We start from the raw sequence: 21,883 nt of genomic DNA, 5'->3' as shown, positions 1-21,883 counted from the left end.
CCGGTCCCTTTCGTGCGACCACCCTGCGGGCAGACGCTGGAGTCATGAACACGAACAGAGACGTCATCCTGGCAGGAGTCGACGGCACCGAAGCCGGACTCGCCGCCGCCCGCTACGCCGCCGCAGAGGCGGCTCGACTCGGTGTCGCGCTGCACCTGATCTATGCGATCGACCCGTATGCGCCGGCGCTGCCGACCTGGCCGCCGGCCCCGACCGACCCCGACTCGAGGATGGGCAAGCTCGGCAGGTCGATCCTCGACGAGGCGGAGGAGGCTGTCGCTGACAGCGGCGCCGTGGTGACGACGTACATGCTTCTCGGTCGCCCCGCGTTGGTGCTGGTCGAGAATGCCGCCAAGGCGCGACTGGTCGTGGTGGGTGACCAGCCGCGCACGCTGCTCGACCGGATCATCACCTCCTCCATCATCGGCCCGGTGGCGGCCCACTCGCCCGCGCCCGTGGTCGTCGTCCCCGCTGCCTGGCCGAGCGGCGAGGTGACCCGGGAGATCGTCGTCGGGGTCCAGGACGCCTCCACCTCGACCGCCCTCGTACGCCGAGGGCTGGAGGTGGCGGCTGCCCGTGGAGCGCGGCTGCGTGTCCTGCACGCCTGGCACGCCTTCGGCTCGTACCCGGACCTCACCGCTGGGATCGATGAGCGGCTGTGGACCGAGCGGGCGGAGCGGGAGCTCAACGCCGTCCTCGAGACCGCTCGCGCCAGCTCGGGACCGGCCGTGGCCGACGTCGAGACCGTCGTCGAGGCCGTACAGGCCCAGACTGCGTACGCCCTGGTCGAGGCGTCCCGGAAGGCCGAGCTGTTGATCCTGGGCCGAGGCCGGAACTTTCTCGGCTTCAAGCACTTGGGCGGCACCTCCCGAGCAGTCCTTCGGGAGAGCGTGTGCCCGGTCGAGATCGACCCGAACGTGGCCCCGGCGTTCGTGGGGGACGCCGGGGCCGACGCTGGCCGCGCTGCAGCAGGCAGCCAGCCGGCCGACGTCTGATGACCGTGACGAGGGAGAAGACGATGTATCTAGCAGCACGATGGTTTCCCGGTCACCTGACCGAGATGGACCGCGCCGAATGCGTGGAGCTGCTCGGGCGGAGCGAGGTCGGACGAGTCGCCCTGGGCGACCCGGAAGGGCCGCTCGTCCTGCCGGTCAACCACGTCATGGTGGGCGAGAAGATCGTGTTCCGTACGGCCCCACGTACCGCGATCGCGGATCACGTCGGCAGCGGGCAGGTGTCGTATCAGGTGGACGAGTTCGACTCGTACACCTCCTCGGGCTGGAGTGTGCTGGCACGCGGGACCGCCGAGTTCGTGGATGGCGTCTGGCTGACGGAGCACGACCTGAAGCCGGAGTCGTGGGCGGACGGCACGCGGACGCTGTTCGTGTGCCTCACGCCGACCCAGATCACCGGCCGGCGCGTCGTACCGGTCTGAGCGCCGCCGTCGCTGGTGCTTCAAATACCCCAGAACTGAGCCAAGGAGCCGAGATGAGAATCCCCGAAGGCGCAGTCCTGGTCGGCGTCGAGAACTGGCCGGCCGCGGCCGCGAGCGTGTCGTGGGCTGTCGAGCAGGCATATCGCGACGGGCGTGACGTCTGCCTGATCCACGTGGTGTCCGCCTCGAGCCTGGACACGCCGCCCGGGTTCCGGGCCGGTGGGGCTTCGGGCCCGGAGCAGGCCCACGGGGCGATCGTGCTCTCGAGTGCCGGACGTTACGCCGAGCGTCGTATCGACGAGCTCTCCGTAGCGCCGGGATTCGCCGGGCGCCGACGTCCGGCGGTGTCCACGGAGCAGCGCGTCGGATCCGCGGCGACCGCGCTCGTCGACGCGTCCGGCCGCGCGTCGCTGCTCGTGCTCGGATCGCGCGGCCGAGGGCCGCTCGGCAGCTGGACCCTCGGGTCGGTCAGAAGGTCGGTGGTCAAGGACGCGCGCTGCCCGGTCGTCGCGCTGTGTCCGGGAGCCGGTGGCGTGGGACGTGGTGTGCTCGTAGGCATCGACGGGACCAGCGATTCCATCCCCGCTTTGGAGTTCGCCTTCGATCATGCCGCCCAGCGAGGCCTGCCGGTAACGGTGCTCTACTGCTCCCAGAGTCGCGGCCCGCAGTCGCGCGAGGACGAACGGCTACTGGTCGCGGAGTGCGTGGCGGGTCTGCGGGAACGCCATCCGGACCTGCACCCGCACATGCGAATCACGGCCGGAAGCCTCGCGCGCGAGCTCGCCGAGCAGGCCCAGACCATGCACATGGCTGTGGTCGTCGGATCCAGCGGAGGCGTGGCGCGCCATCTCCTGGACCACGCCCACAGCGTCGTCGCGGTGGTCCCGGCCGTTGCTCGACGAGATGACGCGGTCTGTCTCTAGGCGGTCAAGCGGGGCTGCCCGAGGGATGCAGAGGTCGTGCTCAGTGCGAAGGCAGCTGCCCGGTGAGGCGCTCGTGCATGTGGCTGCTTGCCTCGTTGAGCCCGACGATCTGGACCGACTTGTCCTTGCGGTTGTACTTGGTCTCGATGCCGTCGAGGGCAGCCACCGTCGAGGCATCCCACACGTGGGACTGGCTCAGGTCGATGACCACGCGCTCGGGGTCCTCGGCGTAGTTGAACTGGTAGACCAGGTCGTTGCTGGAGGCGAAGAAGAGCTCGCCCGTCACTGTGTACCGCGCATAGGCGGTGCCGTCGGCCTCCTCGATCAGCTCGCGATCGACCCCGACGAGGTGGTAGATGCGGCGTGCGAAGAGCATGAAGGCCAGGATGACTCCGGCGACGACGCCGATGGCGAGGTTGTGGGTGACCACGACGAAGACGACCGTGGTCAGCATGACGAGGGTCTCGGACTTCGGCATCCGCTTGAGGTTCGCGGGGGAGATGCTGTGCCAGTCGAAGGTGCCCACCGAGACGATGATCATCACGGCCACCAAGGCAGCCATCGGGATCTTTCCGACGATGTCGCCGAAGCCGACGACGAGGATCAGCAGGAAGACTCCGGCCAGGAATGTCGAGATTCTGGTGCGGGCGCCAGAGCCCTTCACGTTGATGATGGTCTGGCCGATCATCGCGCAGCCACCCATGCCGCCGAAGAAGCCGGTGATGACATTGGCGGCACCTTGGCCCCAGGACTCGCGGGACTTGTTGGAGTGGGTATCGGTGATGTCGTCGACGAGCTTGGCTGTCATCAGGGACTCGAGCAGGCCGACCATCGCCATCGCGAAGGCGTAGGGCGCGATGATCTGGAGTGTCTCGAGAGTGAAGGGGACATCAGGGATGAGCATCGACGGCAGGCTGCGCGGCAGCTCGCCCTCGCCGGACACGTTTGGGACGTCGATGCCACCTGCCAGCACGAGTGCGGTGATGACGACGATCACCACAAGCGGTGCTGGGACGACGGTGGTCAGCCTGGGCAGAAAGACCAGGATGACGATGCCTAGAGCAACCAGCGGGAAGACCATCCACGGCACCCCGACGATGTGCAGGCCGCCGTGGGTGTCCAGCCCGAGCTGGGGAAGCTGGGCGATGAAGATCAGGATCGCCAGTGCGTTGACGAAGCCGACCATCACCGAACGCGGCAGCAGCCGCATCAGCTGTGCCGTGCCGAGCAGGCCGAAGACGACTTGGAGCACGCCACCGAGGATGACCGTGGCGAGCAGGTAGTCCAGCCCGTACTTCGCGGCGACCGGTCCGATCACCAGGGCGATCGCACCGGTGGCGCCGGTGATCATGGCAGGTCGACCGCCGAGGAAGGCGATCGAGACCGCCATCGTGAACGAGGCGAAGAGCCCGACCCGAGGATCCACGCCCGCCAGGATCGAGAAGGAGATGGCCTCCGGGATCAGTGCCAGCGCTACGACGAGGCCGGCGAGGACCTCACGGCGAAGGATTCGCGGGGAACGAAGAGCGGCGACCACGCTGTCCTCGTGGGCAGGCGTGGGCTGGGCAGGATGACGCAAGAGGGATCTCCGTCCGGGGATCTGAGAGTGGACAATCGCTCATGGCACGCATCGTTGCGGTCGAGCGGAAGCACGTCGGCAGGTTTCGGCCCGGCGCGTGCGTAACGCGACCGGGCCGATCCGAACTCTACCCTGACGTAAGGTTAGGGGCGGAACTCGCGCAGCCGAGTGCCTCAGGGACGCGCCCAACTCTGTCTTTACGTGAGGTTAGGGGGCGTGTGGCCCATGGCGCCCAGTCCTGGCCAGATGACCCCTATTCGCGCACGCCTGACCGGAAGCTCAGCAACAGCGCCACTGCGGCCACCACGGCCAAGGTCGCCAGGCCGAGCTCGTACGAACCGGTGAGGGACAGCGCGATCGCCGGCACCAGCGGTGCCAGCGCAGCAGCGGTGATCGTCGCTGACATCGCCATGCCTTGGATCTGCCCCAGTCTCGACGTTCCGAACGTACGGGCCCAGACCGTGCCGTTGACGACGTTGCTCGCGCCGATGCCAAGACCCAGAGCCGCGAAGGCGACGTACGCCGCAGGCTCCGCCGGCACGAGCAGGACCAGGGTCCCGACCAGGATCGCACCGCTCAGGAGGGCGAGGGCGACCGGCGTCCTCAGCCGATCGAGCACCGCCCCCGTGATGACGACTCCCACCGCTGCACTCGCGCCGAGGAGGCCGACGGCCCCACCTGCCTGCAGGTAGCTGACGCCGCGCTCGGCAAGGATCGAGGTGGCGTGGAAGGTGACCGCGGTGCCGATCAGCGGCGGTGCGACGAGCACGCCGAGCAGGCGCCGGGCGGGGGCGCTCGGGATCGCGAGCCAGCGCCATCGCGTCGGGTGGATGGGGCTCGGATAGTCCGCCACCTCGTGCTGGTCCCCTTGCTGGTGGTGACGCTTCGCCGGGCGACGCGGAACCAGCATCGCCAGCGGCACCACGATGAGTAGGACGACGACCGCGAGCAGTCGATAGGCCGTGCGCCAGTCAGTGGAGACGATGAGCAGGGCGACCAGCGGCGGCAGAGCGACCGATGCCGTGGTCAGGGACAGGCTCGCAACCGCCATCGCCCGACCCCTCGTGCGCTCGAAGGCGCCGGCCACCAACAGCGTCCCGACCAGAGGGAACGCTCCTTGGCCCGATGTACGCAGCAGCGCGAGCGCCACGAAGGCCATGATCGCCCCGCTGGCGAAGCTCGCCATCAGACATGCGATGGCCAGGGCAACGCCGACGGCGGCCCAAGCGGTGCGCAGTCCGCGGCGATCGATGATCCGCCCCAGGATCGTCATCGTCACCGCCGACACGATCGTGCCGGCGGCGTACAGGATCGAGAAAGCTGTTCGCGAGAGCCCGGTGCCGGCCAGGAACTCGTCGACGAAGACCGAGATCAGGAACGACTGCCCCGGTGCTGATGCGGCGAAGGCGATCGAGGCGAGGACGAGTATCCGGACCTGGGTGTTGCGTGTGCCGCTGGTGGGCTCGGCTGCGAGGCGGGATGGGGGCACCGAGATACCTTCCCGAGGTGGGTGATGGCTGGCTGTGCCGGACCCGCGGCGACCAGGAGGTCCGAGCCCGGCGCGATGCCAACCATACCCTCACGCAACGGTAGAATTGCGACCGATGTCTGACCTCGACCGCCGCCCCCGACGTACCTTTGCCGTCATCAGCCACCCGGACGCAGGAAAGTCGACCCTGACCGAGGCCCTGGTTCTGCATGCGCAGGTGATCGCCGAGGCCGGCGCGGTCCACGGCAAGGCCGGCCGCAAGGGGACCGTCTCGGACTGGATGGCGATGGAACGCTCCCGTGGCATCTCGATCAGCTCGACGGCGCTGCAGTTCGCCTATCGCGACCATGTGGTCAACTTGGTCGACACCCCTGGCCACGCCGACTTCTCCGAGGACACCTATCGAGTGCTGTCCGCGGTCGACTCCGCGGTCATGCTCGTCGACGCCGCCAAGGGTCTGGAGCCGCAGACGCTGAAGCTGTTCCGGGTCTGCGCTCGCCGTGGGCTCCCGGTGATCACCGTGATCAACAAGTGGGACCGGCCGGGGCGCGACGCTCTGGAGCTGATGGACGAGATCGAGTCGCAGATCGGGCTCAGGCCCACTCCGCTGACCTGGCCGGTCGGTGTCCCCGGCGACTTCCACGGAGTCCTGGACCGGCGTACGGGCGGATTCGTCCGCTACACCCGCACCGCAGGCGGAGCCACTCGGGCGCCGGAGGAGCACCTCACCGCCGAGGCGGCGCTCGCGGCGGCCGGTGAGGACTGGGAGCGGGCCAGCGAGGAGGCCGAGCTGCTCACCGCTGACGGCGGCGACCACGACCAGTCCACTTTCCTGGCGGGTAAGACCACCCCGGTGCTGTTCGCCTCGGCCCTGCTCAACTTCGGCGTCGCCCAGCTTCTTGACACCCTTCTCGAGCTCGCCCCGGCCCCCGGGCCCACCCCGCTCGCCGCAGGTGGGGCGCGCGAGGTGGACGCGGACTTCTCGGCGTACGTCTTCAAGGTGCAGGCCGGCATGGATGCCAACCATCGCGACCGGCTGGCCTACGCGCGGGTCTGCTCGGGTGTCTTCGAGCGCGGCATGGTGGTCACCCATGCGGCCACCGGGAAGCCGTTCGCCACGAAGTACGCCCACACCGTCTTCGGCAAGGAACGGTCCTCGGTCGAGACCGCCTCGCCCGGCGACATCGTCGGGCTGGTCAACGCCAACGCGCTGCGTGTCGGCGACACCATCTACAACGGTGCGCCCGCAGAGTTCCCGCGGATCGAGAGCTTCGCCCCGGAGCACTTCGTCAGTGCTCGCGTCATCGACGCCGGCCGCTACAAGCGATTCCGGCGCGGGATCGAGCAGCTCGACCAGGAAGGCGTCGTCCAGGTGCTGCGCTCCGAGCTGCGCGGTGACCAGTCGCCGGTGCTCGCCGCGGTCGGGCCGATGCAGTTCGAGGTCGTCGCTGCCCGGATGGAGACCGAGTTCCACGCCCCGATCCGGATGGACAGTCTCGCCTACTCGCTCGCGCTGCACACCACCCCCGAGCACGCCGGCACCATCAGCGGGTTCAGCGGTGTCGAGGTGATGACCCGCTCCGACGGCACCGTCCTCGCTCTCTTCCCCGACAAGTGGAAGGCCGACTCCGTACGCCGTCAGGCGCCGGGTGTGGTGCTCGAAGCCCTCCCGGTCGGCGGGGGAAGGTGACCAACGCCTTCGCCGGCGCTGGGCCACACCGTACGATCGCTGTGCTCAGCCAACGGTAGTGGATCCCGGCCGCTGGGCCTCCCGGCGCTCGGTGGTCGTCAATCGCCGCGGATGGCCTCGAGGCGCTGCCGGTCGATCACAGCGATTCGGCCGCGGCCGAGGGAGATCAGCCCGAGGTCGGCGAACTCGCCGAGGACTTTGGTGGTCGTCTCGCGGGATGTGGCAGCGAGGGCGGCCAACTGCTCGTGGGTGAGGTTCACATGCTGCCCTCGGCCGAGTGGTGCGGGTTGGCCCTCGGAAAGGGTGAGCAATGTCGTGGCGAGGCGTTGTGGAACGGACTTGAAGACCGCGTCGGAGAGCCGCTGCTCGAGGGCGCCCAGTCGGCGGCCGAGAGTCTCGGAGATGCGGGCGGCGATGCGCTGATCGCCGAGAAGGAGGGTCTGTACGTCGGCCTTCGTCATCACGCAGACCGCGACGTCTTCCATCGCCTCCGCGAAGCTGTCGTGCATCTGCTGTCCGACGATGACCATCTCTCCGAAGATGGTGCCTGGCTCCACGATGGCGGTCGTGAGCGTGCGGCCATCGGGAGAGACCCTGAAGATCCTGATCCGACCCTGCTTGAGGATGAAGAGCGTCTCGACCCGTTGATGAGGTGAGTAGACGAGCGAGCCCCGTTTGAACTCCCTCCTCGGCGCGGCCTGCGCCATGGCGTCCATCTCTGCGGCGTCGATGTCGCGAAAGATGTCGACCTCGGTCATGCACCAGAGCCGATTCGGGCTGTCGACCGCGTGCTGGATGTCCACGTCTTCCTCTCGTCGCCCCGGGGACCAGGGTCTGGCGCCGCCTGCCAGATCTGTCGGACTGGTGAAGCTGAGGCAGGAAGCAGGGTCGAGAGTCATCGTGCCAGCCTTTCGCTTGGTTCGCTGTTGTGGTGATGACAGCCAGTCTCACGGCGGCGTAGGGGCCTGTCTGTGAGCGCGCTTACCGACGCCCCGCCTTTCGCCGGGCCATGCTGAGCGCACGGGCGCAGAGTCGCCTCGTACGAGGGGCGGAGCCTCCCCGAATCCCAGATGAAGGAGTATGGACGTGATCGAAGCCGTGTCCTCGGTGCCACTGGACCTGGAGCTGCGTACGCCGGCGGGTGAGCCCGCGACGCTGGGCGACCACCTCACCGCGCAGGTGACGGTGGTGCAGCTCGTCCGCTACTTCGGCTGTCTGCCGTGCCAGGAGTGGCTGGTCGAGCTCGACCGGGCCACCGCTACGGAGAACCTCGGTGCTCTGGCCATCGGCGGTTCTGCCGACTACCAGGCCACGTGGCTGCAGGAGGAGCGAGGCGTACGTATGCCGCTGCTGCTCGACCCCGAGCAGCGATTCCGTGAACACGTCGACGCGGTCAAGCCGCTGGGCTGGCGGATGGCGGACCCGCGTGGCGCGGCCGCCTATGTGCGCTCGTTGCGGCACGGGTTCAAGCCGCAGGCGATCACTCGCGACACGGTCCGCAGCCCCGGAGTCGTGATCCTCGACCGCGACGGCCAGCTGCAGTGGAGCTACATCGGCAACCGCATCGGAGACTATCCGCCGATCGACAAGGTGCTCGACGCCGTGGCCCGGCAGTGACCGGTGCGCCGGCGAGGTGAAGCCGGTGAGTGCGAACGGGCTGGCCTGTAAGCCGGGTTCTGTTGTCGGCGACCATCCATCTCGGACCATCGTTGCCGATGGCCTCTAGCAACCTACCCGCGCACTCGGGCGGACCGCCCTCAAACGCACGCTGTCTGGTCTTGCTCCGGGTGGGGTTTACCTAGCTCCTCGTGTCACCACGAGGACTGGTGGGCTCTTACCCCACCGTTTCACCCTTACCGCTACCTGGTGGGTAGCGGCGGTCTGTTCTCTGTGGCACTGTCCCGCGGGTCACCCCGGGTGGCCGTTAGCCACCACCCTGTCCTGTGGAGCCCGGACTTTCCTCGATGTCCTCACTGAGTGAACAGTGGAGACGACGCGATCGCCCGGCCAGCCCGTCCGCAATCAAAAGTCTAGTGGTCCGCGGGCTCGATGTGGGCATCTGGACCGGGGAAGACCAGTGACTCGTGGTCGTTGTCGCTCCAGCGTACGAGGTAGGGAGGGCTGCCGTCGGAGTGACTGACCTCGATGATCTCGGCCTCTCGCGTGTGGTCTCCGACGTGCTGACCGAGGACGACAAGGTGGTCGCCAACTGATGCGTGCATGCGCGTTCACCTCCTCACCGTCACAATGGTGCTCCCGTGGAGGTCCCGATGGAATACCGCGCGGGGGTATCGCGTTCGGAGGGTGTGATGACAGAGAACGAGTTCGAGTACGTAGCCCCGGCGATCGTCTTCCCCGGTCAGGCCGCGCACGAGGCTGCCTACCGGACGGCCCACGACCTGCTCTCGCGGCGCTTCCCGGTGGAGGCGCTGGAGGTTCTGGAGCCGGCGCTGGCCGACGACCCGGACAACATCGGGCTACGGAGCATGCGGGCGTGGGCGTACATGCTCCGGGCGCAGCTCGCCAAGGCCGAGGCCGAGCTTCGCTGGCTCGTCGAGCGCGACCCGAGCGACGCCTGGAGCCAGCACTCGCTGGGTCGGGTCCTGGAGCGCCAGGACCGTCTCGAGGATGCGCTCGGACCGCTGCGCCTGGCCGCCGTGATGAGCGACGACTACGACCATCACGCAGCCGTCTATCGCGTAGGCAACCGGCTGGCGCAGCGCCAGGAATGAGGGTGGGCGGTGAGCCGCGTGACGCGCCGACCACGGCGATGGCAGGGTGGGGGCATGGAACCTGACACCACGACCCTCACCGCCGAGCAGGTCGCCCAGGAGCACCTCGAAGGCTGGACGTACGAGACGAGCAGCGAGGCCGACAGCATCGTCGCCCGCGTGGAGACCGGCGACTTCGTCACCGGTCTCGCGCTGGTCAACGCGATCGGGGCCAAGGCCGAGGAGGCCAACCACCACCCCGACATCGACCTGCGCTACCCGTACGTCGAGATCCGGCTCACCAGCCACGACGCCGGCGGCGTCACCAGCCGCGACGTCGCGATGGCGAAGGTGATCAACGCGCTCTCCGCGGAGAGCACGCTCTGATCGCTCACCTCGGTCACCTCGACGGAGTCGCCCACCCGAGCATCTCCGAGAACGGTAAGTTGGCAGCATGAGCGACGAGCACGCAGGCGAGTACTACTACTGCCTCAAGCACAAGACCGTCGAGCCGTACGCCGGCTGCAAGGCCAAGGACCGTCTCGGCCCCTACTCCTCCCACGCCGAGGCCTCCATGGCGCTCGACAAGGTGCAGGAGAACAACGAGCGCTGGGACAAGGAAGACAAGGCCTGGGAGGGCGACGCCGGCACCGAGTCCGAGTGAGTCGACCGGGCTGATCCTCAGCGCGGGGTTACGCGGAGCAGAGCATCCTCGCCGCCGCCGTTGTCGGTGGTGACGAGGAGGTCTCCGTCGGCTGTCAACGAGACCGTACGCAGTCGCCCGTGGTCCTTCATGACCTCGGGCGACTGGTCGTCGGTGAGCTTCCCGGACTCGTCGAAGGCGAGGATCCGCAGCTCCTGGTCCTTGAGCACGGCGACCGCGAGCGCCCCGCCGAAGGCACCCCACCGGTCCTGGACCGGGATGAAGGTGCCGCCACCGGTGGCGATGGTCGGGTTGCCGGACTCCCAGGCCGCCTCGACCTGCTCTCCGGGCAGGTCCTGGTCGGTCATCGGCACCGACTCGTCGTAGCCGGCGCCGGGGTTCCAGCCGTAGTCGCCGCCGAGGGCGATCTCGTTGACCTCGTCGTCGCGGTCCGGGCCGTGCTCCATCGACCAGATCGTGCCGTCCGCCCGCTCTGCCAGACCCTGCACGTTGCGGTGGCCGAACGAGGTGACGTAGCGCCGCGGGCCATCGTCGCCCGCCCACGGGTTGCCCGGCCATGGCTCGCCGGTCTCCGGATCGAGCCGGAGCGTCTTCCCGCCCAGCGAGTCGAGGTTGCGTGGGTTCTTCTCGTCCGCCGCGTCGCCGGTGCCGACCCACAGCGCCCCGTCGGCGCTGATCAGCAGCCGGCAGCCACCATGCCTTCCTGACGAGGTGGGGAAGCCGTCGATGAGTGTCTGCTCCTCGGCTGCCCGAGTCAGTCCGGCGTCGAGGGTCCAGGAGATGACGCGTACGTCCTCGCCGTCGTTCCACCCCTGACAGGTGTAGATGCGCCGATTCTGCTCGAAGGCGGGGTCGATCTCGAGACCCATCAGGCCGGTCTCGCCGGAGACCCAGATGTCGCTGTCCTCGAGCGGGATCTCGCGCCGCTCTCCGTCCTCGATCAGCGAGAGGACCGCCCGGTCGCGCTCGGTGACCAGGAACCGGTCGGCGCCGATGTCGGCGACGTCCCAGGGATGTTCGAGCTCGTCGTTGACGACCTGAACATCGAGCTCGGGGACCCGGTCGGAGGTCGGCAGCACCGCAGCCGGTGTAGAAGAGGTCGCGCTCGGGGAGGTGGTCGCCGAACCCGACGGATTCAGCGGCGGGGGAGTGGAGGCCGGATCGGAGTCTCCGGCGCAACCGGCGGTCGAGAGCCCGAGAACGATCACGGAGGCGAGGGCCATGGCAGCGCGCATGGTCCTGACGCTACTGGCCGACGCCCAGCGGCGGCCACGTTCTAAGGTGTGCGCTTGTGACGAAGGTCTTCTGGGCGATGCGCGACCACCCCTCCGCAGTGCTGCTGCTCGGCCAGGTCGTGGCGGTCCTGTCCTATCCCTTCCTCGACGGTTCCACCGCCGGCCGCGCCGGGCTGGGCGTGCTGCAGCTGCTGCTCCTGCTGACAGCGGTCGCGGCCGTACGCCTCACCCCTGCCTTCTCCTGGGCCGCCTGCATCTTCGGTGGTCCGGCGATGATCTTCGCGGTGTGGGAGTCGGTCGCGACGGACACCGGCTGGGTGGTGCTGGTCTCGGCCTTCTTCCACGTCCCGTTCTACCTGTTCGTCTCCTACGCGATGATCCGCTACCTCTTCCACGACGACGACGTGACCCGGGACGAGCTCTTCGCGACCGGCGCAGCGTTCACCGTGGTCGCCTGGGCCTTCGCCTACCTGTACGCCGCGGTGCAGGTGATCTGGCCGGGCTCGTTCGGTGAGCACCGCCAGTGGTTCGACCTGCTCTATCTATCGTTCACGACACTGACGTCCGTGGGGCTCTCCGACATCGTGCCGGTGCTCCCCAACGCCCGCTCGGTCGTGATGATCGAGCAGGTCGCCGGGGTCTTCTACGTCGCGCTGGTGGTCGCCCGCCTGGTCGGCCTCGCGGCCGCCAGGGCCCGACGCGCCTAGCTGTTCATGGACAAACTGGTCACTTTGGGCCCGAGCGAATCCTGCGATCGGGCCCAGATCGACCAGTTGATGCGGCGGGTTATCCACAGGCGACCGCAAATGGGATGGCGAGCGTGCAGCCTCCGATACACGGTGGAGGCATGGGGAAGACGACGACGCGACGGGCGCCACGACGGCGGAGCGGCCGTTGGACGACTCTCGGGGCCGGGGTCCGGCTCGCGAGCGATCTCGGTGAGGAGGACCCGGTCTGGGCCCGGATGCGGGCCTGGGCGGAGCGGTTGCCCGACGGCACGGTCTTCACCGGGCTGACCGCGGCAGCGGCGTACGACCTCTGGCTGCCGCCGTTGGCCCCAGACCATCCGGTCGAGATCTCCGTCCCGCGCGGGGTGCGGGTGCGCAGGCCGCAGGTCGAGGTCAGCAGACACCCTCTGCCTCCGCACAGTCATGGTATCGGCGGCGTACGGATCGCGACGGTCACCGAGACCGTCCTCGCCGCAGCCCGGAGCCTGGGCACGCTGGACCTGGTCGTTCTCGTGGACGGCGTGCTCCACGAGCAGGGCTGCACCCGCGACGACCTGGAGGACGTGGCGAAAGGTCGCCGCGGCGGGCCGCGGCTGCGCGCGGCGCTGGCTCTGGCCGACAGCAGGTCGGAGTCACCGTGGGAGTCGCTGCTGCGCATGCTCCACCTGGCGTGCGAGGTGCCGGTCGAGCCTCAGGCCGAGCTGCTCGACGCCGTAGGGCGGTTCGTGGCGCGAGCCGATCTGCTGATCACCGGGACCAGAACCCTTCAGGAGTACGACGGGGCGGTCCATCGGGACCGTGGTCAGTACGCGCGCGACCGCCGCCGCGACTCCCGTCTCGCCGAGGCGGGCTACATCCGACACGGCTACGTCGCGCCGGACGTCCGCTTCCGCGCCGCGATGATCCTGCGGGAGGCCGACCAGGCGCTCGGCCGTCGCTACGACCCGGCCCGCCTGGATGCCTGGTACGCCCTATGGCGGGGCTCCCGATGGGAACAGGATCCGAGAAGTGGTCAATCTGGGCCTGGCAGCGAGCCAACTGACGGCCCAGATTGACCACTTTTGTCGGAGCGGATCAGAAGGTGTGCTCGGGGCCGGGGAAGGTGGAGCCCTTGACGTCGGAGATGTAGGCCTCGGCGCCTTCGGAGAGGACCGACTTCACGTCGGCGTACTGCTTCACGAACCGCGCCATCTTGCCGCCGCGCATCCCGAAGGCGTCCTGCCAGACCAGCACCTGACCGTCGCAGTCGGGGCCGGCCCCGATCCCGATCGTGGGGATGTCGAGCTCCTTGGTGATCTGCGCGGCGACGTCGCCGGGGACCATCTCCATCACGACCGCGAACGCGCCCGCCTCCTGGACGGCCTTGGCGTCGTCGATGATCCGGTCGGAGGTGTCGCCGCGGCCCTGGACGCGGTAGCCGCCGAGCACGTGCTCGGACTGCGGGGTGAAGCCGATGTGGGCGATGACCGGGATGCCGCCCTCGACCAGCTTCTTGATCACCGGGGCCATCTCGGCGCCGCCCTCGAGCTTCACGCAGTGCGCGCCGGCCTCCTTCATGAACCGCACCGCGGTCAGGTAGCCCTGCTCCGGCGAGGCCTGGTAGGAGCCGAACGGCAGGTCGCCGACGACCATCGCCCGCTTCACGCTGCGCGAGACCGCACGGGTCAGGGGGAGCAACTCGTCCACGGTCACCGGAAGCGACGTCTCGTTGCCGAGGACGTTGTTGGAGGCCGAGTCGCCGACGAGCAGCAGGTCGACGCCGGCCTCGTCGAAGATCTGGGCGGAGTACATGTCGTAGGAGGTCAGCATCGTGATCTTGTCGCCACGCTGCTTCATCTCGCGAAGATGATGCGTGCGCACCTTGCGTACGGGCTTGGTCGGCGCGCTGGCAGCAGCACCGGTGCCGTAGGGCGCGGTCTCCTCAGCAGAGGGATTCGTGCTCATCATCGAGCCTTTCTGGTGTCATCTCGCAGCTCCCTGATGGAGTCCACGGACTGTCTCCAGCCTAGATCCAGATGATCTCACCGCGCTGTGGCGGTGATCACGTTCGCCGCCCGCGCTCGTTCACAGCCGGTCGAAGGGCGCGGCGTAGGTGAACCTCCCGCGGACGGACGGGTCGTACGCCGCCAGCGGCCGTGCCTGGAAGTAGTCGCCCCACGCGGGCTCGGGCGCCTCGATCCCGAGCTCTGCGGCGGGTACGAAGCCGAAACGGCCGTAGTAGTCGGGGGAGCCGAGGAGCACGACGACCGGCTCGCCAAGCGCGTCGGCGGCGCCGAGGACCGCGTGCATCAGCGCCGAGCCGATCCCGGACCGCTGCGTGGCCGGGGAGACGCTCACCGGCCCGAGGCCGAGCGCGGGCCGGCCGGCGAGCTCACCACGCGTACACACCACATGGCCGACCACCTCACCGTCCGCCTCGGCGACCATCGACAGCTCCGGGACCCAGCCGGCGTCCTCACGCAGCCACCCCACCAGCGTCGCCTCTCCAGGCGTCCCATCGGCCTCGACCGACGGCGCCGAGTGCTCCACCTCGGTGAAGGCTGCGGCGGTGACCGCTCGGATAGCGGCCACGTCCTCGGGACGTTCATGTCGGATCAGCACACGTCCACGCTAGAGGGAACGACAGCCGCGGCGCTCCTGGTTATCGTCGGCTATTGACATACAGGTTGTAGCCTCCCGCGTCATGAAGATCCTGATCACCGGCGGCGCCGGCTACCTCGGCTCGGTCACTGCAAAGGCACTCGAGACGGCAGGCCACACGCCCGTCATCTTGGACTCACTGATCGTCGGCCCACGGAAGTACGCCGACGGAAGGATCTTCTACGAGGGCGACATCGCGGACCGTGCGCTGTTGAGGCGGATCCTCGACGAGCACCCGGATCTCGACGCGACGATCCACATGGCCGCGAGGATCGTGGTGCCGGAGTCGGTGGCGCTTCCCTACGAGTACTACCGCGACAACGTCGCCAAGTCGCTCGAGCTCTTCGACGAGCTGACCGCGCTCGGTAAGACCCGTCTGGTCTTCTCCTCCACAGCCTCGCTCTACGCGCTCAAGCCGGAGTTGGAGGTACGCGAGAACGACGCGGTCGAGCCGACGTCTCCGTACGCTCGAACCAAGCGGATGATGGAGCAGGTGCTGGAGGACATGGCCGCTGCCAGCGACCTGCGTGCGATCATCCTGCGCTACTTCAACCCGATCGGCGCCGACCCGGACCTGGCGTCCGGCTACCACTTGCGCGACGCCACCCACGTTGTCCCGATCCTCGCCCAGACCGCGCTCGGAGAGCGCGACTCGTTCACCATCACGGGCGTCGACCACCCCACCCGCGACGGCACGGGTGTGCGCGACTACCTGCACGCCTGGGACTTGGCCAAGGCCCACGTATGCGCGGTCGAAGAGTTCGACTCGGTCCTGGAGACGACCGGCGAGACCAGCACCTACATCAACATCGGTGCCGGCGACGGAGTCACCGTCCGGGAGATGATCGCCGCCGTCGAGCGGGTCGTCGGCCGTTCGATCCCCACCACCGAGGCCCCGCCGCGCCCCGGCGACGCCGTCGGCGCCTTCGCGAACGCTGACAAGGCGCTCGAACTCCTCGGCTGGAAGGCGGAGTCCACCCTCGACGAGGCAATTGCCTCGTCGCTGGCGTGGGCCGAGAAGCGTAAGAAAGTCCTTGGCTACTGACCTGCTGCTCGCCACCAACCTCGGCGTGAGCAGAGCGGCCACAAGGTCCCGAGATCTGCTGAGACACGCCGATCTCCTGGGCGTGTCGCAGCAGATCGAGCTCCGCTCGTGGCCGCTTGATCGCCGTCTCGGGAAATCCCGGATGCGACCGGGAGCAGTGACCGTGGATGATCAGCGCCGTGAGTGACACAGATGCAGGTTGGTTCGCCGAGAAGCCCACGCTCGTCGGAAGTGCGGTCGTCCTCCGGCCGTTCGCTGACGGTGACATCGACACGATGGCGCGGATCCTCGCCGACCCCGAGGTGCTGAGGCTGACCGGTTCGGTCAACGGCGACGCGGAGGCTGAGGAGTCCGACGCCGCGAGCGCGGTTCCGGACGAGCAGCTGCGGGAGTGGTACGCGACCCGCAACGACCAGACGGATCGGCTCGACCTCGCCATCGTCGACCAGGGCACCGGAAAGCTCGTCGGTGAGGCGGTCATCAACGAGGTCGACACCAGCAACCGCTCGGCGAACTTCCGCATCCTCATCGGACCCGACGGCCGCAACCGTGGCCTCGGCACCGAGGCCACGCAGCTGATCGTCGACCACTGCTTCCGCACCACGGTGCTGAACCGGATCGAGCTCTGCGTCTACGCGTTCAACCCCCGGGCGCAGCGGACCTACGAGAAGGCCGGGTTCAGCGTCGAGGGTGTCCAGCGCGAGGCGCTGCGCTACGACGACGGCTACGTCGACGCCATCGTCATGTCCCGGCTGCGTTCGGAGCATCTCAGCGGTTGAACGCGCCGTCCGGCTGGGCAGCTCGGGGCACTTTCGAAGATTGTCGGCGAAAGTCGTTCGGGAACGGTTGAAAGTCGACGGCGGGCGGCACTAGCATCCGGCGTGACGCCCATCACAATCCCTTCGGCGTCCCGACGTACGGAGTCTCGATGTCTCACTCTCTCCCCTCACGCCGCCCGCGGACCCGGCTCGCCGTCGGGTCAGCCGTCCTCGGGATCACCGCCCTGTGCCTGGGTAGCCCGATCGGAGCCGCCTCCGCGACCCCTGCCGAAGCGTCCGCGACGACCATGACCTGTGCGGCGCCCGATACCCGCTCGAGCGTGGTCTTCCTCGACCTCGACAGCGGCGTCGCCAACAGCGCCCTGAGCTCCGGCTGCACCATCAACGACGTCATCGACGACGAGCGGACCTGGCCGACTCACGGGGCCTTCGTGGCCCACGTACGCAGCGTCACCGCCGAGCTCGTCGCCACCGGCGAGGTCACGCGGACGGAGGCGAGCCAGCTGCAGTCCGCCGCCGCCCGCTCGCAGGTCGGGAAGGTCGAGGGGTACGACTCGCTCTTCGACGGCTCGGCCGACTCCTTCGACGACTGGGCCTATGCCGGCGACGGCGGGTTCGACCTGGTGTCGGACGGCACCATCCGCAGCCGTGCCGGAGCCGGCGGTGGGTTCGGGACCCTGTGGTATCCGGAGAAGGAGTACGGCGACTTCTCCCTGCGACTGCAGTTCCGCGACGACGCACCCGGTACGACCCGCGGGAACAGCGGCGTCCAGGTGCGCTTCCCCGAGCTGTGGGGCCCGGTCGAGGGCTGCCCGACCACGTTCAACGGCGGCGAGACCGGCAACCTCTCCTGGATCGCGGTCAACTGTGGCCACGAGATCCAGGTCAACGACTCGCCGGAGGGTGGCAGCAACGACCCCCGCAAGACCGGGTCGATCTACGGCTTCGCCGACCTCGACCTGGCCCAGGCGCGTCCGACCCCGAAGGGCACCTGGAACGACCTCGAGATCCGCGTCGTCGGGCAGAACTACACGGTGATCCGCAACGGTGTCGTGATCAACGAGTTCGAGAACCTGCCCGGTCTGCCGTTCCCCGGTCGTCCGAACGACCCCGACTCCAGCAGCCGGGGACTGACCGGTCATGTCGGGATCCAGGCGCACGGCAGCACTCCGGACGTGGTGTCCTACCGCAACGTCCGCATCCGCGAGCTGTCCTGAGGTGGTCCGCCGTCGGCGGCGGGCGTCGGGTGGTTGGCTGACCAGACCCTAGACTCGGGGTGTGGACTTCTACTCCGCCTACTCCCATGGATTCGCACGGGTCGCGGCGTGCACCATCCCGATCTCCGTCGCCGACCCGGCGGCCAACGCGCGCGAGGTGATCGCGCAGGCGCGCGAGTGCTCCGACGAGGGGGTCGCGGTCGCGGTCTTCCCGGAGCTGTGCCTCTCGGGCTACTCGATCGACGACCTCGTCCTGCAACGGACCCTCCTCGATGCCGTACGCGCCGCGATCAGCGCGATCGTGGTGGCCTCCGAGGAGCTGCTGTCGGTGATCGTCGTCGGCGCCCCGCTGCGCCACGGCGACCGGGTGCTCAACACCGCTGTCGTGATCCACGGCGGCGAGGTGCTGGGGGTGGTGCCCAAGACCCACCTCCCGAACTACCGAGAGTTCTACGAGAAGCGCTGGTACGGAGCCGGCCACGGCGCCGACGGCACCATCATGCTCGGCGGCGAGGAGGTGCCGCTCAGCAACGAGCTGCTCTTCCGGTGCACCGACGTCAAGGATCTCGTCTTCCACGTCGAGATCTGCGAGGACATGTGGGTCCCGGTGCCGCCGAGCGCCAAGGCCGCCCTGGCCGGTGCGACCGTGCTGCTCAACCTCTCCGCGAGCCCGGTCACCGTCGGGCGCTCCGATGCCCGCCGTCTCCTGGTCCAGTCGGCCTCCGCCCGGTGCAGCGCGGCGTACGTCTACACCGCCGCCGGGCCGGGCGAGTCGACGACCGACCTCTCCTGGGACGGGCAGACGATGGCGTACGAGCTCGGCGAGCTCCTGGGGGAGACCGAGCGGTTCCCGGACGGTCCGCGGCGAACGGTGGTCGACGTCGACCTGGAGCGGATCCGTGCCGAGCGGATCCGGCAGGGCACCTTCGACGACAACCGCCGGGCAGAGGGGGCCTACCACTCCGAGATCGAGTTCGAGCTCAGCCCGCCGCTCACCGGTGGTGGGCTGCGACGCAAGGTCGACCGGTTCCCGTTCGTCCCCGACGACCCCGACAAGCTCGCGCTGGAGTGCTACGAGGCGTACAACATCCAGGTCTCGGGGCTCGAGAAGCGGCTCCAGTCGATCGGTCCGGACACCAAGATCGTCATCGGCGTCTCGGGTGGGCTCGACTCCACCCATGCGCTGATCGTGGCGGCCAAGGCGATGGAGCGGCTCAGGCGTCCGGCGAGCGACATCCTGGCGTTCACCATGCCCGGCTTCGCGACCTCGGACGACACCAAGTCCAACGCGATCAAGCTGATGGAGGCCCTCGGCACGACCTACGAGACGCTCGACATCCGGCCGACGGCGACCCAGATGCTCAAGGAGATCGGCCACCCGGCCGGCGACGGCGAGCCGGTCTACGACGTGACGTTCGAGAACGTGCAGGCGGGGCTGCGTACGGACTTCCTCTTCCGCATCGCCAACCAGCGCGGCGGCATCGTGCTCGGCACCGGCGACCTCTCCGAGCTCGCGCTCGGCTGGGCGACGTACGGGGTCGGCGACCAGATGTCGCACTACGGCGTCAACGCCGGCGTGCCGAAGACCCTGATCCAGCACCTGATCCGCTGGGTCATCACGACCGAGCAGTTCGACGGCGCCGCCGACCAGGTCCTCCAGGAGATCCTCGACCAGGAGATCTCGCCCGAGCTCGTGCCGGGGGAGGAGATGCAGTCGACCGAGCAGAAGATCGGCCCGTACGCCCTGCAGGACTTCACCCTCTTCCACACCGTCCGCAACGGCTTCACGCCCTCGAAGATCGCCTACCTGGCCTGGAACGCCTGGCACGACATCGAGGCCGGCGAGTGGCCGCCGGGGTTCCCGGAGGAGAAGCGGACGGCGTACGAGATGAAGGAGATCCGGACCTGGCTCGAGGTCTTCGTGAAGCGCTTCTTCGCCAACCAGTTCAAGCGTTCGGCGCTGCCGAACGGTCCCAAGGTCTCCAATGGCGGCACCATGTCGCCCCGCGGTGACTGGCGGATGCCCTCCGACGCCTCGCCGGCGGCCTGGCTCGCCGAGATCGAGGCCCGGGTCCCCGTGGAGTAGTTCGGACAGAGCAGTTGACCCTCACACAGTGTCAGGCGATGGGCTGACGGCGTCATGTTGAGTATCGGAGACTTCGCCCGCTTCGCCGGGGTGTCGGTGCGCATGCTGAGGCACTACGACGCTCTCGGCCTGCTCTCGCCGTCCTTCGTCGACCCGCACAGCGGCTACCGGTTCTACGAGCCGGCGCTGCTGGCGCGGGCCGACGCCCTGGTGGCCTTCCGGTCGCTGGGGTTCTCGCTCGAGGAGGTCGGTGACCTGCTCGACGAGGGCCGCACACCGGCCGAGGTGGCGACGCTGCTGCAGCGGCGTCGCGACGAGCTGCGCTCGCAGATCGACGCCGACGGCCGGCGGCTCGGCGAGGTGGAGCGACGTCTCCGACTGTTGGAAGGAGATGCCATGTCCACCCTCACCTACACCGAGAAGCCGCTCGCTGCGCTCACTCTCACCCAGCTCACCGACCGTGTCGACGAGATCGCCGAGATCGGGCAGCGGGTGGGCCCACTCTTCGACCGGGTCTACGGCACCTTCGCTGCTGCTGGCATCGAGCCGTCCGGTCCGGCGATCGGCTGGTACGACGCCGTCGGTGACGGGATGACCTTCGGCGCAGGAGCGGACCTCGGCGGCAGGGCCCTGGACGGACTCGAGGTCGGGACGCTGCCGGCGTACGACCGTGCCGTCACGGCGATCTACCGTGGGCCGATGACGCGCATCGGCGAGGCCTGGCAGGAGCTGGCCCGCCACGTCACCGACTCCGGCCTCGAGTTCGCCGGCCCGTGCCGCGAGGTCTACCTCGAGATGCCGGATGACGCTGATGCCTGGATCACCGAGCTGCAGCAGCCGGTGAAGTAGGCAGGTGTGGAGCGTCATACGCACCCGGTGCGTATGACGCTCCACAGATTTGGCGGGTCGGGCGATGAATGCGGGGGCGCGGAGCGTCGAGCAGCGGTAGCGTCCGGGACATGTCGTCCAAGAGCGCGGTCTGGGCCGTAGTGCATGCCGAACGCCGGGCGTTGATCAGCGATCTGGAGATGATCGCCCCCGCCCAGTGGGCGACGCCTTCGCTGTGCGTCGGCTGGAGCGTGCACGACGTGCTCGCCCACATGATCGATGTCGCGTCCACGACACGGCTGGGGTTCGTACGCCGCATGATCGCCGCCGGTGGCGACTTCGACCGGGACAACCAGATCGGTGTCGACCGGGAGCGCGCCGAGGTTCCGGCCGAGACCTTGGCGGCGTTCAGCCGGGTCGCCGGTCGGACGGCGACCCCGCCGGCCCCGCTCGCCACCCGCCTGGTCGAGGAGTTCGCCCATGGCGAGGACATCCGGCGGCCGCTGGGCTTGCGGCGCGACTATCCGGTCGAGCACGTACTGATGGCGGTGCGCTACCTGGCCAGGACGTCGCAGAAGTGGGGCGGTGGCAAGGAGCGAGCCCAGCGCGCACGTCTGGTGGCCACCGATGCCGACACGGTGATCGGGGACGGCCCGGAGGTGCGGGGGACCGCGATCGCGCTCGTGCTCGCGTTGTCCGGCCGCCCGGTGGAGCCGGGCGAGCTCACGGGCCCGGGGGTGGCCGTGATGACCGCTTCTTGACGTCGAGGTGGCGGGCATCGCTTCACTTCTGCAAAATGAAGATATTAACTTCATCTGTTCAAAATGAAGGTAA

23 protein-coding genes and 1 other RNA gene are annotated in these 21,883 nt (G+C 68.7%); 16 read left to right on the top strand and 8 right to left on the bottom strand.

What is annotated here, in order from left to right; translation table 11 throughout:
• Positions 1 to 44 precede the first annotated feature (44 nt).
• From H5T77_RS04670 to H5T77_RS04660, 3 genes are read left to right on the top strand one after another with little or no spacing between them, the layout of a single operon-like run.
• Entirely contained in the window at positions 45 to 995 is a 951-nt protein-coding gene (locus H5T77_RS04670; RefSeq protein ID WP_292645689.1) for a universal stress protein, read from the top strand.
• A 23-nt stretch (positions 996 to 1,018) separates the two neighbouring features.
• On the top strand, positions 1,019 to 1,435 hold the full coding sequence (locus H5T77_RS04665; protein WP_292645686.1) for a pyridoxamine 5'-phosphate oxidase family protein: 417 nt from the start codon (positions 1,019 to 1,021) through the stop codon (positions 1,433 to 1,435).
• 53 nt (positions 1,436 to 1,488) lie between these two features.
• Positions 1,489 to 2,358, top strand: a complete 870-nt coding sequence (locus H5T77_RS04660; RefSeq protein WP_292645685.1) for a universal stress protein — start codon at positions 1,489 to 1,491, stop codon at positions 2,356 to 2,358.
• A gap of 40 nt (positions 2,359 to 2,398) precedes the next feature.
• Here H5T77_RS04660 and H5T77_RS04655 read toward each other — a convergent pair whose 3' ends face one another.
• The gene (locus H5T77_RS04655) at positions 2,399 to 3,937 is read right to left on the bottom strand and encodes a SulP family inorganic anion transporter (RefSeq protein WP_292645683.1); all 1,539 of its coding nucleotides are present in this window, start codon (positions 3,935 to 3,937) and stop codon (positions 2,399 to 2,401) included.
• Between the two features lie 253 nt (positions 3,938 to 4,190).
• On the bottom strand, positions 4,191 to 5,426 hold the full coding sequence (locus H5T77_RS04650; protein WP_292645680.1) for an MFS transporter: 1,236 nt from the start codon (positions 5,424 to 5,426) through the stop codon (positions 4,191 to 4,193).
• Positions 5,427 to 5,541: 115 nt separating this feature from the next.
• On the opposite strand from H5T77_RS04650, the gene H5T77_RS04645 reads away from it, so the two are divergent.
• Positions 5,542 to 7,116 carry a peptide chain release factor 3 gene (locus H5T77_RS04645; RefSeq protein WP_292645677.1) on the top strand — a complete coding sequence of 525 codons (1,575 nt, stop codon included), beginning with the start codon at positions 5,542 to 5,544 and terminating at the stop codon, positions 7,114 to 7,116.
• A gap of 98 nt (positions 7,117 to 7,214) precedes the next feature.
• Here H5T77_RS04645 and H5T77_RS04640 read toward each other — a convergent pair whose 3' ends face one another.
• A complete protein-coding gene (locus H5T77_RS04640) occupies positions 7,215 to 7,874 on the bottom strand; it encodes a Crp/Fnr family transcriptional regulator (protein WP_292645674.1) in 660 nt (219 codons plus the stop codon).
• A gap of 328 nt (positions 7,875 to 8,202) precedes the next feature.
• On the opposite strand from H5T77_RS04640, the gene H5T77_RS04635 reads away from it, so the two are divergent.
• Entirely contained in the window at positions 8,203 to 8,733 is a 531-nt protein-coding gene (locus H5T77_RS04635; protein WP_292645671.1) for a thioredoxin domain-containing protein, read from the top strand.
• Positions 8,734 to 8,765: 32 nt separating this feature from the next.
• Here H5T77_RS04635 and rnpB read toward each other — a convergent pair.
• Both rnpB and H5T77_RS04625 read right to left on the bottom strand, forming a co-directional pair.
• Positions 8,766 to 9,131: RNase P RNA component class A (rnpB, locus tag H5T77_RS04630), an RNA gene on the bottom strand.
• Between the two features lie 15 nt (positions 9,132 to 9,146).
• Positions 9,147 to 9,338, bottom strand: coding sequence for a DUF1918 domain-containing protein (locus H5T77_RS04625; RefSeq protein WP_292645668.1), 192 nt, complete (start codon positions 9,336 to 9,338; stop codon positions 9,147 to 9,149).
• Positions 9,339 to 9,425: 87 nt separating this feature from the next.
• On the opposite strand from H5T77_RS04625, the gene H5T77_RS04620 reads away from it, so the two are divergent.
• The 3 genes from H5T77_RS04620 to H5T77_RS04610 all read left to right on the top strand — a co-directional run bounded on the left by H5T77_RS04620 (position 9,426) and on the right by H5T77_RS04610 (position 10,491).
• Positions 9,426 to 9,848 (top strand): tetratricopeptide repeat protein, encoded by a 423-nt coding sequence (locus H5T77_RS04620; protein WP_292645665.1) that lies wholly within the window; start codon positions 9,426 to 9,428, stop codon positions 9,846 to 9,848.
• Between the two features lie 54 nt (positions 9,849 to 9,902).
• Positions 9,903 to 10,214, top strand: coding sequence for a 4a-hydroxytetrahydrobiopterin dehydratase (locus H5T77_RS04615; RefSeq protein ID WP_292645663.1), 312 nt, complete (start codon positions 9,903 to 9,905; stop codon positions 10,212 to 10,214).
• 67 nt (positions 10,215 to 10,281) lie between these two features.
• On the top strand, positions 10,282 to 10,491 hold the full coding sequence (locus tag H5T77_RS04610; RefSeq protein ID WP_292645660.1) for a hypothetical protein: 210 nt from the start codon (positions 10,282 to 10,284) through the stop codon (positions 10,489 to 10,491).
• Between the two features lie 17 nt (positions 10,492 to 10,508).
• On the opposite strand, the gene H5T77_RS04605 is transcribed toward H5T77_RS04610, so the two are convergent.
• On the bottom strand, positions 10,509 to 11,726 hold the full coding sequence (locus H5T77_RS04605; RefSeq protein ID WP_292645658.1) for a PQQ-dependent sugar dehydrogenase: 1,218 nt from the start codon (positions 11,724 to 11,726) through the stop codon (positions 10,509 to 10,511).
• A 56-nt stretch (positions 11,727 to 11,782) separates the two neighbouring features.
• Between H5T77_RS04605 and H5T77_RS04600 the strand changes: the two genes are divergently transcribed.
• Together H5T77_RS04600 and H5T77_RS04595 are read left to right on the top strand one after the other, a co-directional pair.
• On the top strand, positions 11,783 to 12,433 hold the full coding sequence (locus tag H5T77_RS04600; RefSeq protein WP_292645656.1) for an ion channel: 651 nt from the start codon (positions 11,783 to 11,785) through the stop codon (positions 12,431 to 12,433).
• A gap of 140 nt (positions 12,434 to 12,573) precedes the next feature.
• Positions 12,574 to 13,509 (top strand): hypothetical protein, encoded by a 936-nt coding sequence (locus tag H5T77_RS04595; protein ID WP_292645654.1) that lies wholly within the window; start codon positions 12,574 to 12,576, stop codon positions 13,507 to 13,509.
• A 19-nt stretch (positions 13,510 to 13,528) separates the two neighbouring features.
• Here the strand turns inward: H5T77_RS04595 and panB are convergent, their stop codons facing one another.
• Positions 13,529 to 14,401 carry a 3-methyl-2-oxobutanoate hydroxymethyltransferase gene (gene panB, locus H5T77_RS04590; RefSeq protein ID WP_292645651.1) on the bottom strand — a complete coding sequence of 291 codons (873 nt, stop codon included), beginning with the start codon at positions 14,399 to 14,401 and terminating at the stop codon, positions 13,529 to 13,531.
• A 117-nt stretch (positions 14,402 to 14,518) separates the two neighbouring features.
• Positions 14,519 to 15,055 carry a GNAT family N-acetyltransferase gene (locus H5T77_RS04585; RefSeq protein ID WP_292645649.1) on the bottom strand — a complete coding sequence of 179 codons (537 nt, stop codon included), beginning with the start codon at positions 15,053 to 15,055 and terminating at the stop codon, positions 14,519 to 14,521.
• Positions 15,056 to 15,137: 82 nt separating this feature from the next.
• Between H5T77_RS04585 and galE the strand changes: the two genes are divergently transcribed.
• The 6 genes from galE (at position 15,138) to H5T77_RS04555 (ending at position 21,810) form a co-directional block, all read left to right on the top strand.
• Entirely contained in the window at positions 15,138 to 16,139 is a 1,002-nt protein-coding gene (gene galE, locus H5T77_RS04580; protein ID WP_292645646.1) for a UDP-glucose 4-epimerase GalE, read from the top strand.
• 179 nt (positions 16,140 to 16,318) lie between these two features.
• Entirely contained in the window at positions 16,319 to 16,918 is a 600-nt protein-coding gene (locus H5T77_RS04575; protein WP_292645644.1) for a GNAT family N-acetyltransferase, read from the top strand.
• Positions 16,919 to 17,067: 149 nt separating this feature from the next.
• Entirely contained in the window at positions 17,068 to 18,135 is a 1,068-nt protein-coding gene (locus H5T77_RS04570; RefSeq protein WP_292645643.1) for a 3-keto-disaccharide hydrolase, read from the top strand.
• Positions 18,136 to 18,196: 61 nt separating this feature from the next.
• Complete coding sequence (locus H5T77_RS04565; RefSeq protein WP_292645641.1) at positions 18,197 to 20,221, top strand: NAD(+) synthase; 2,025 nt, start codon at positions 18,197 to 18,199, stop codon at positions 20,219 to 20,221.
• Between the two features lie 57 nt (positions 20,222 to 20,278).
• Positions 20,279 to 21,070 carry a MerR family transcriptional regulator gene (locus tag H5T77_RS04560; protein ID WP_292645640.1) on the top strand — a complete coding sequence of 264 codons (792 nt, stop codon included), beginning with the start codon at positions 20,279 to 20,281 and terminating at the stop codon, positions 21,068 to 21,070.
• Between the two features lie 110 nt (positions 21,071 to 21,180).
• Complete coding sequence (locus tag H5T77_RS04555; RefSeq protein WP_292645638.1) at positions 21,181 to 21,810, top strand: maleylpyruvate isomerase family mycothiol-dependent enzyme; 630 nt, start codon at positions 21,181 to 21,183, stop codon at positions 21,808 to 21,810.
• Positions 21,811 to 21,883: the final 73 nt, after the last annotated feature.

This window comes from Nocardioides sp., from assembly GCF_014360585.1.
Taxonomy (GTDB): Bacteria; Actinomycetota; Actinomycetes; order Propionibacteriales; family Nocardioidaceae; genus Nocardioides.
Note: the sequence above shows the minus strand (reverse complement) of the source record. Positions and strands in the feature narration are given on the sequence as shown.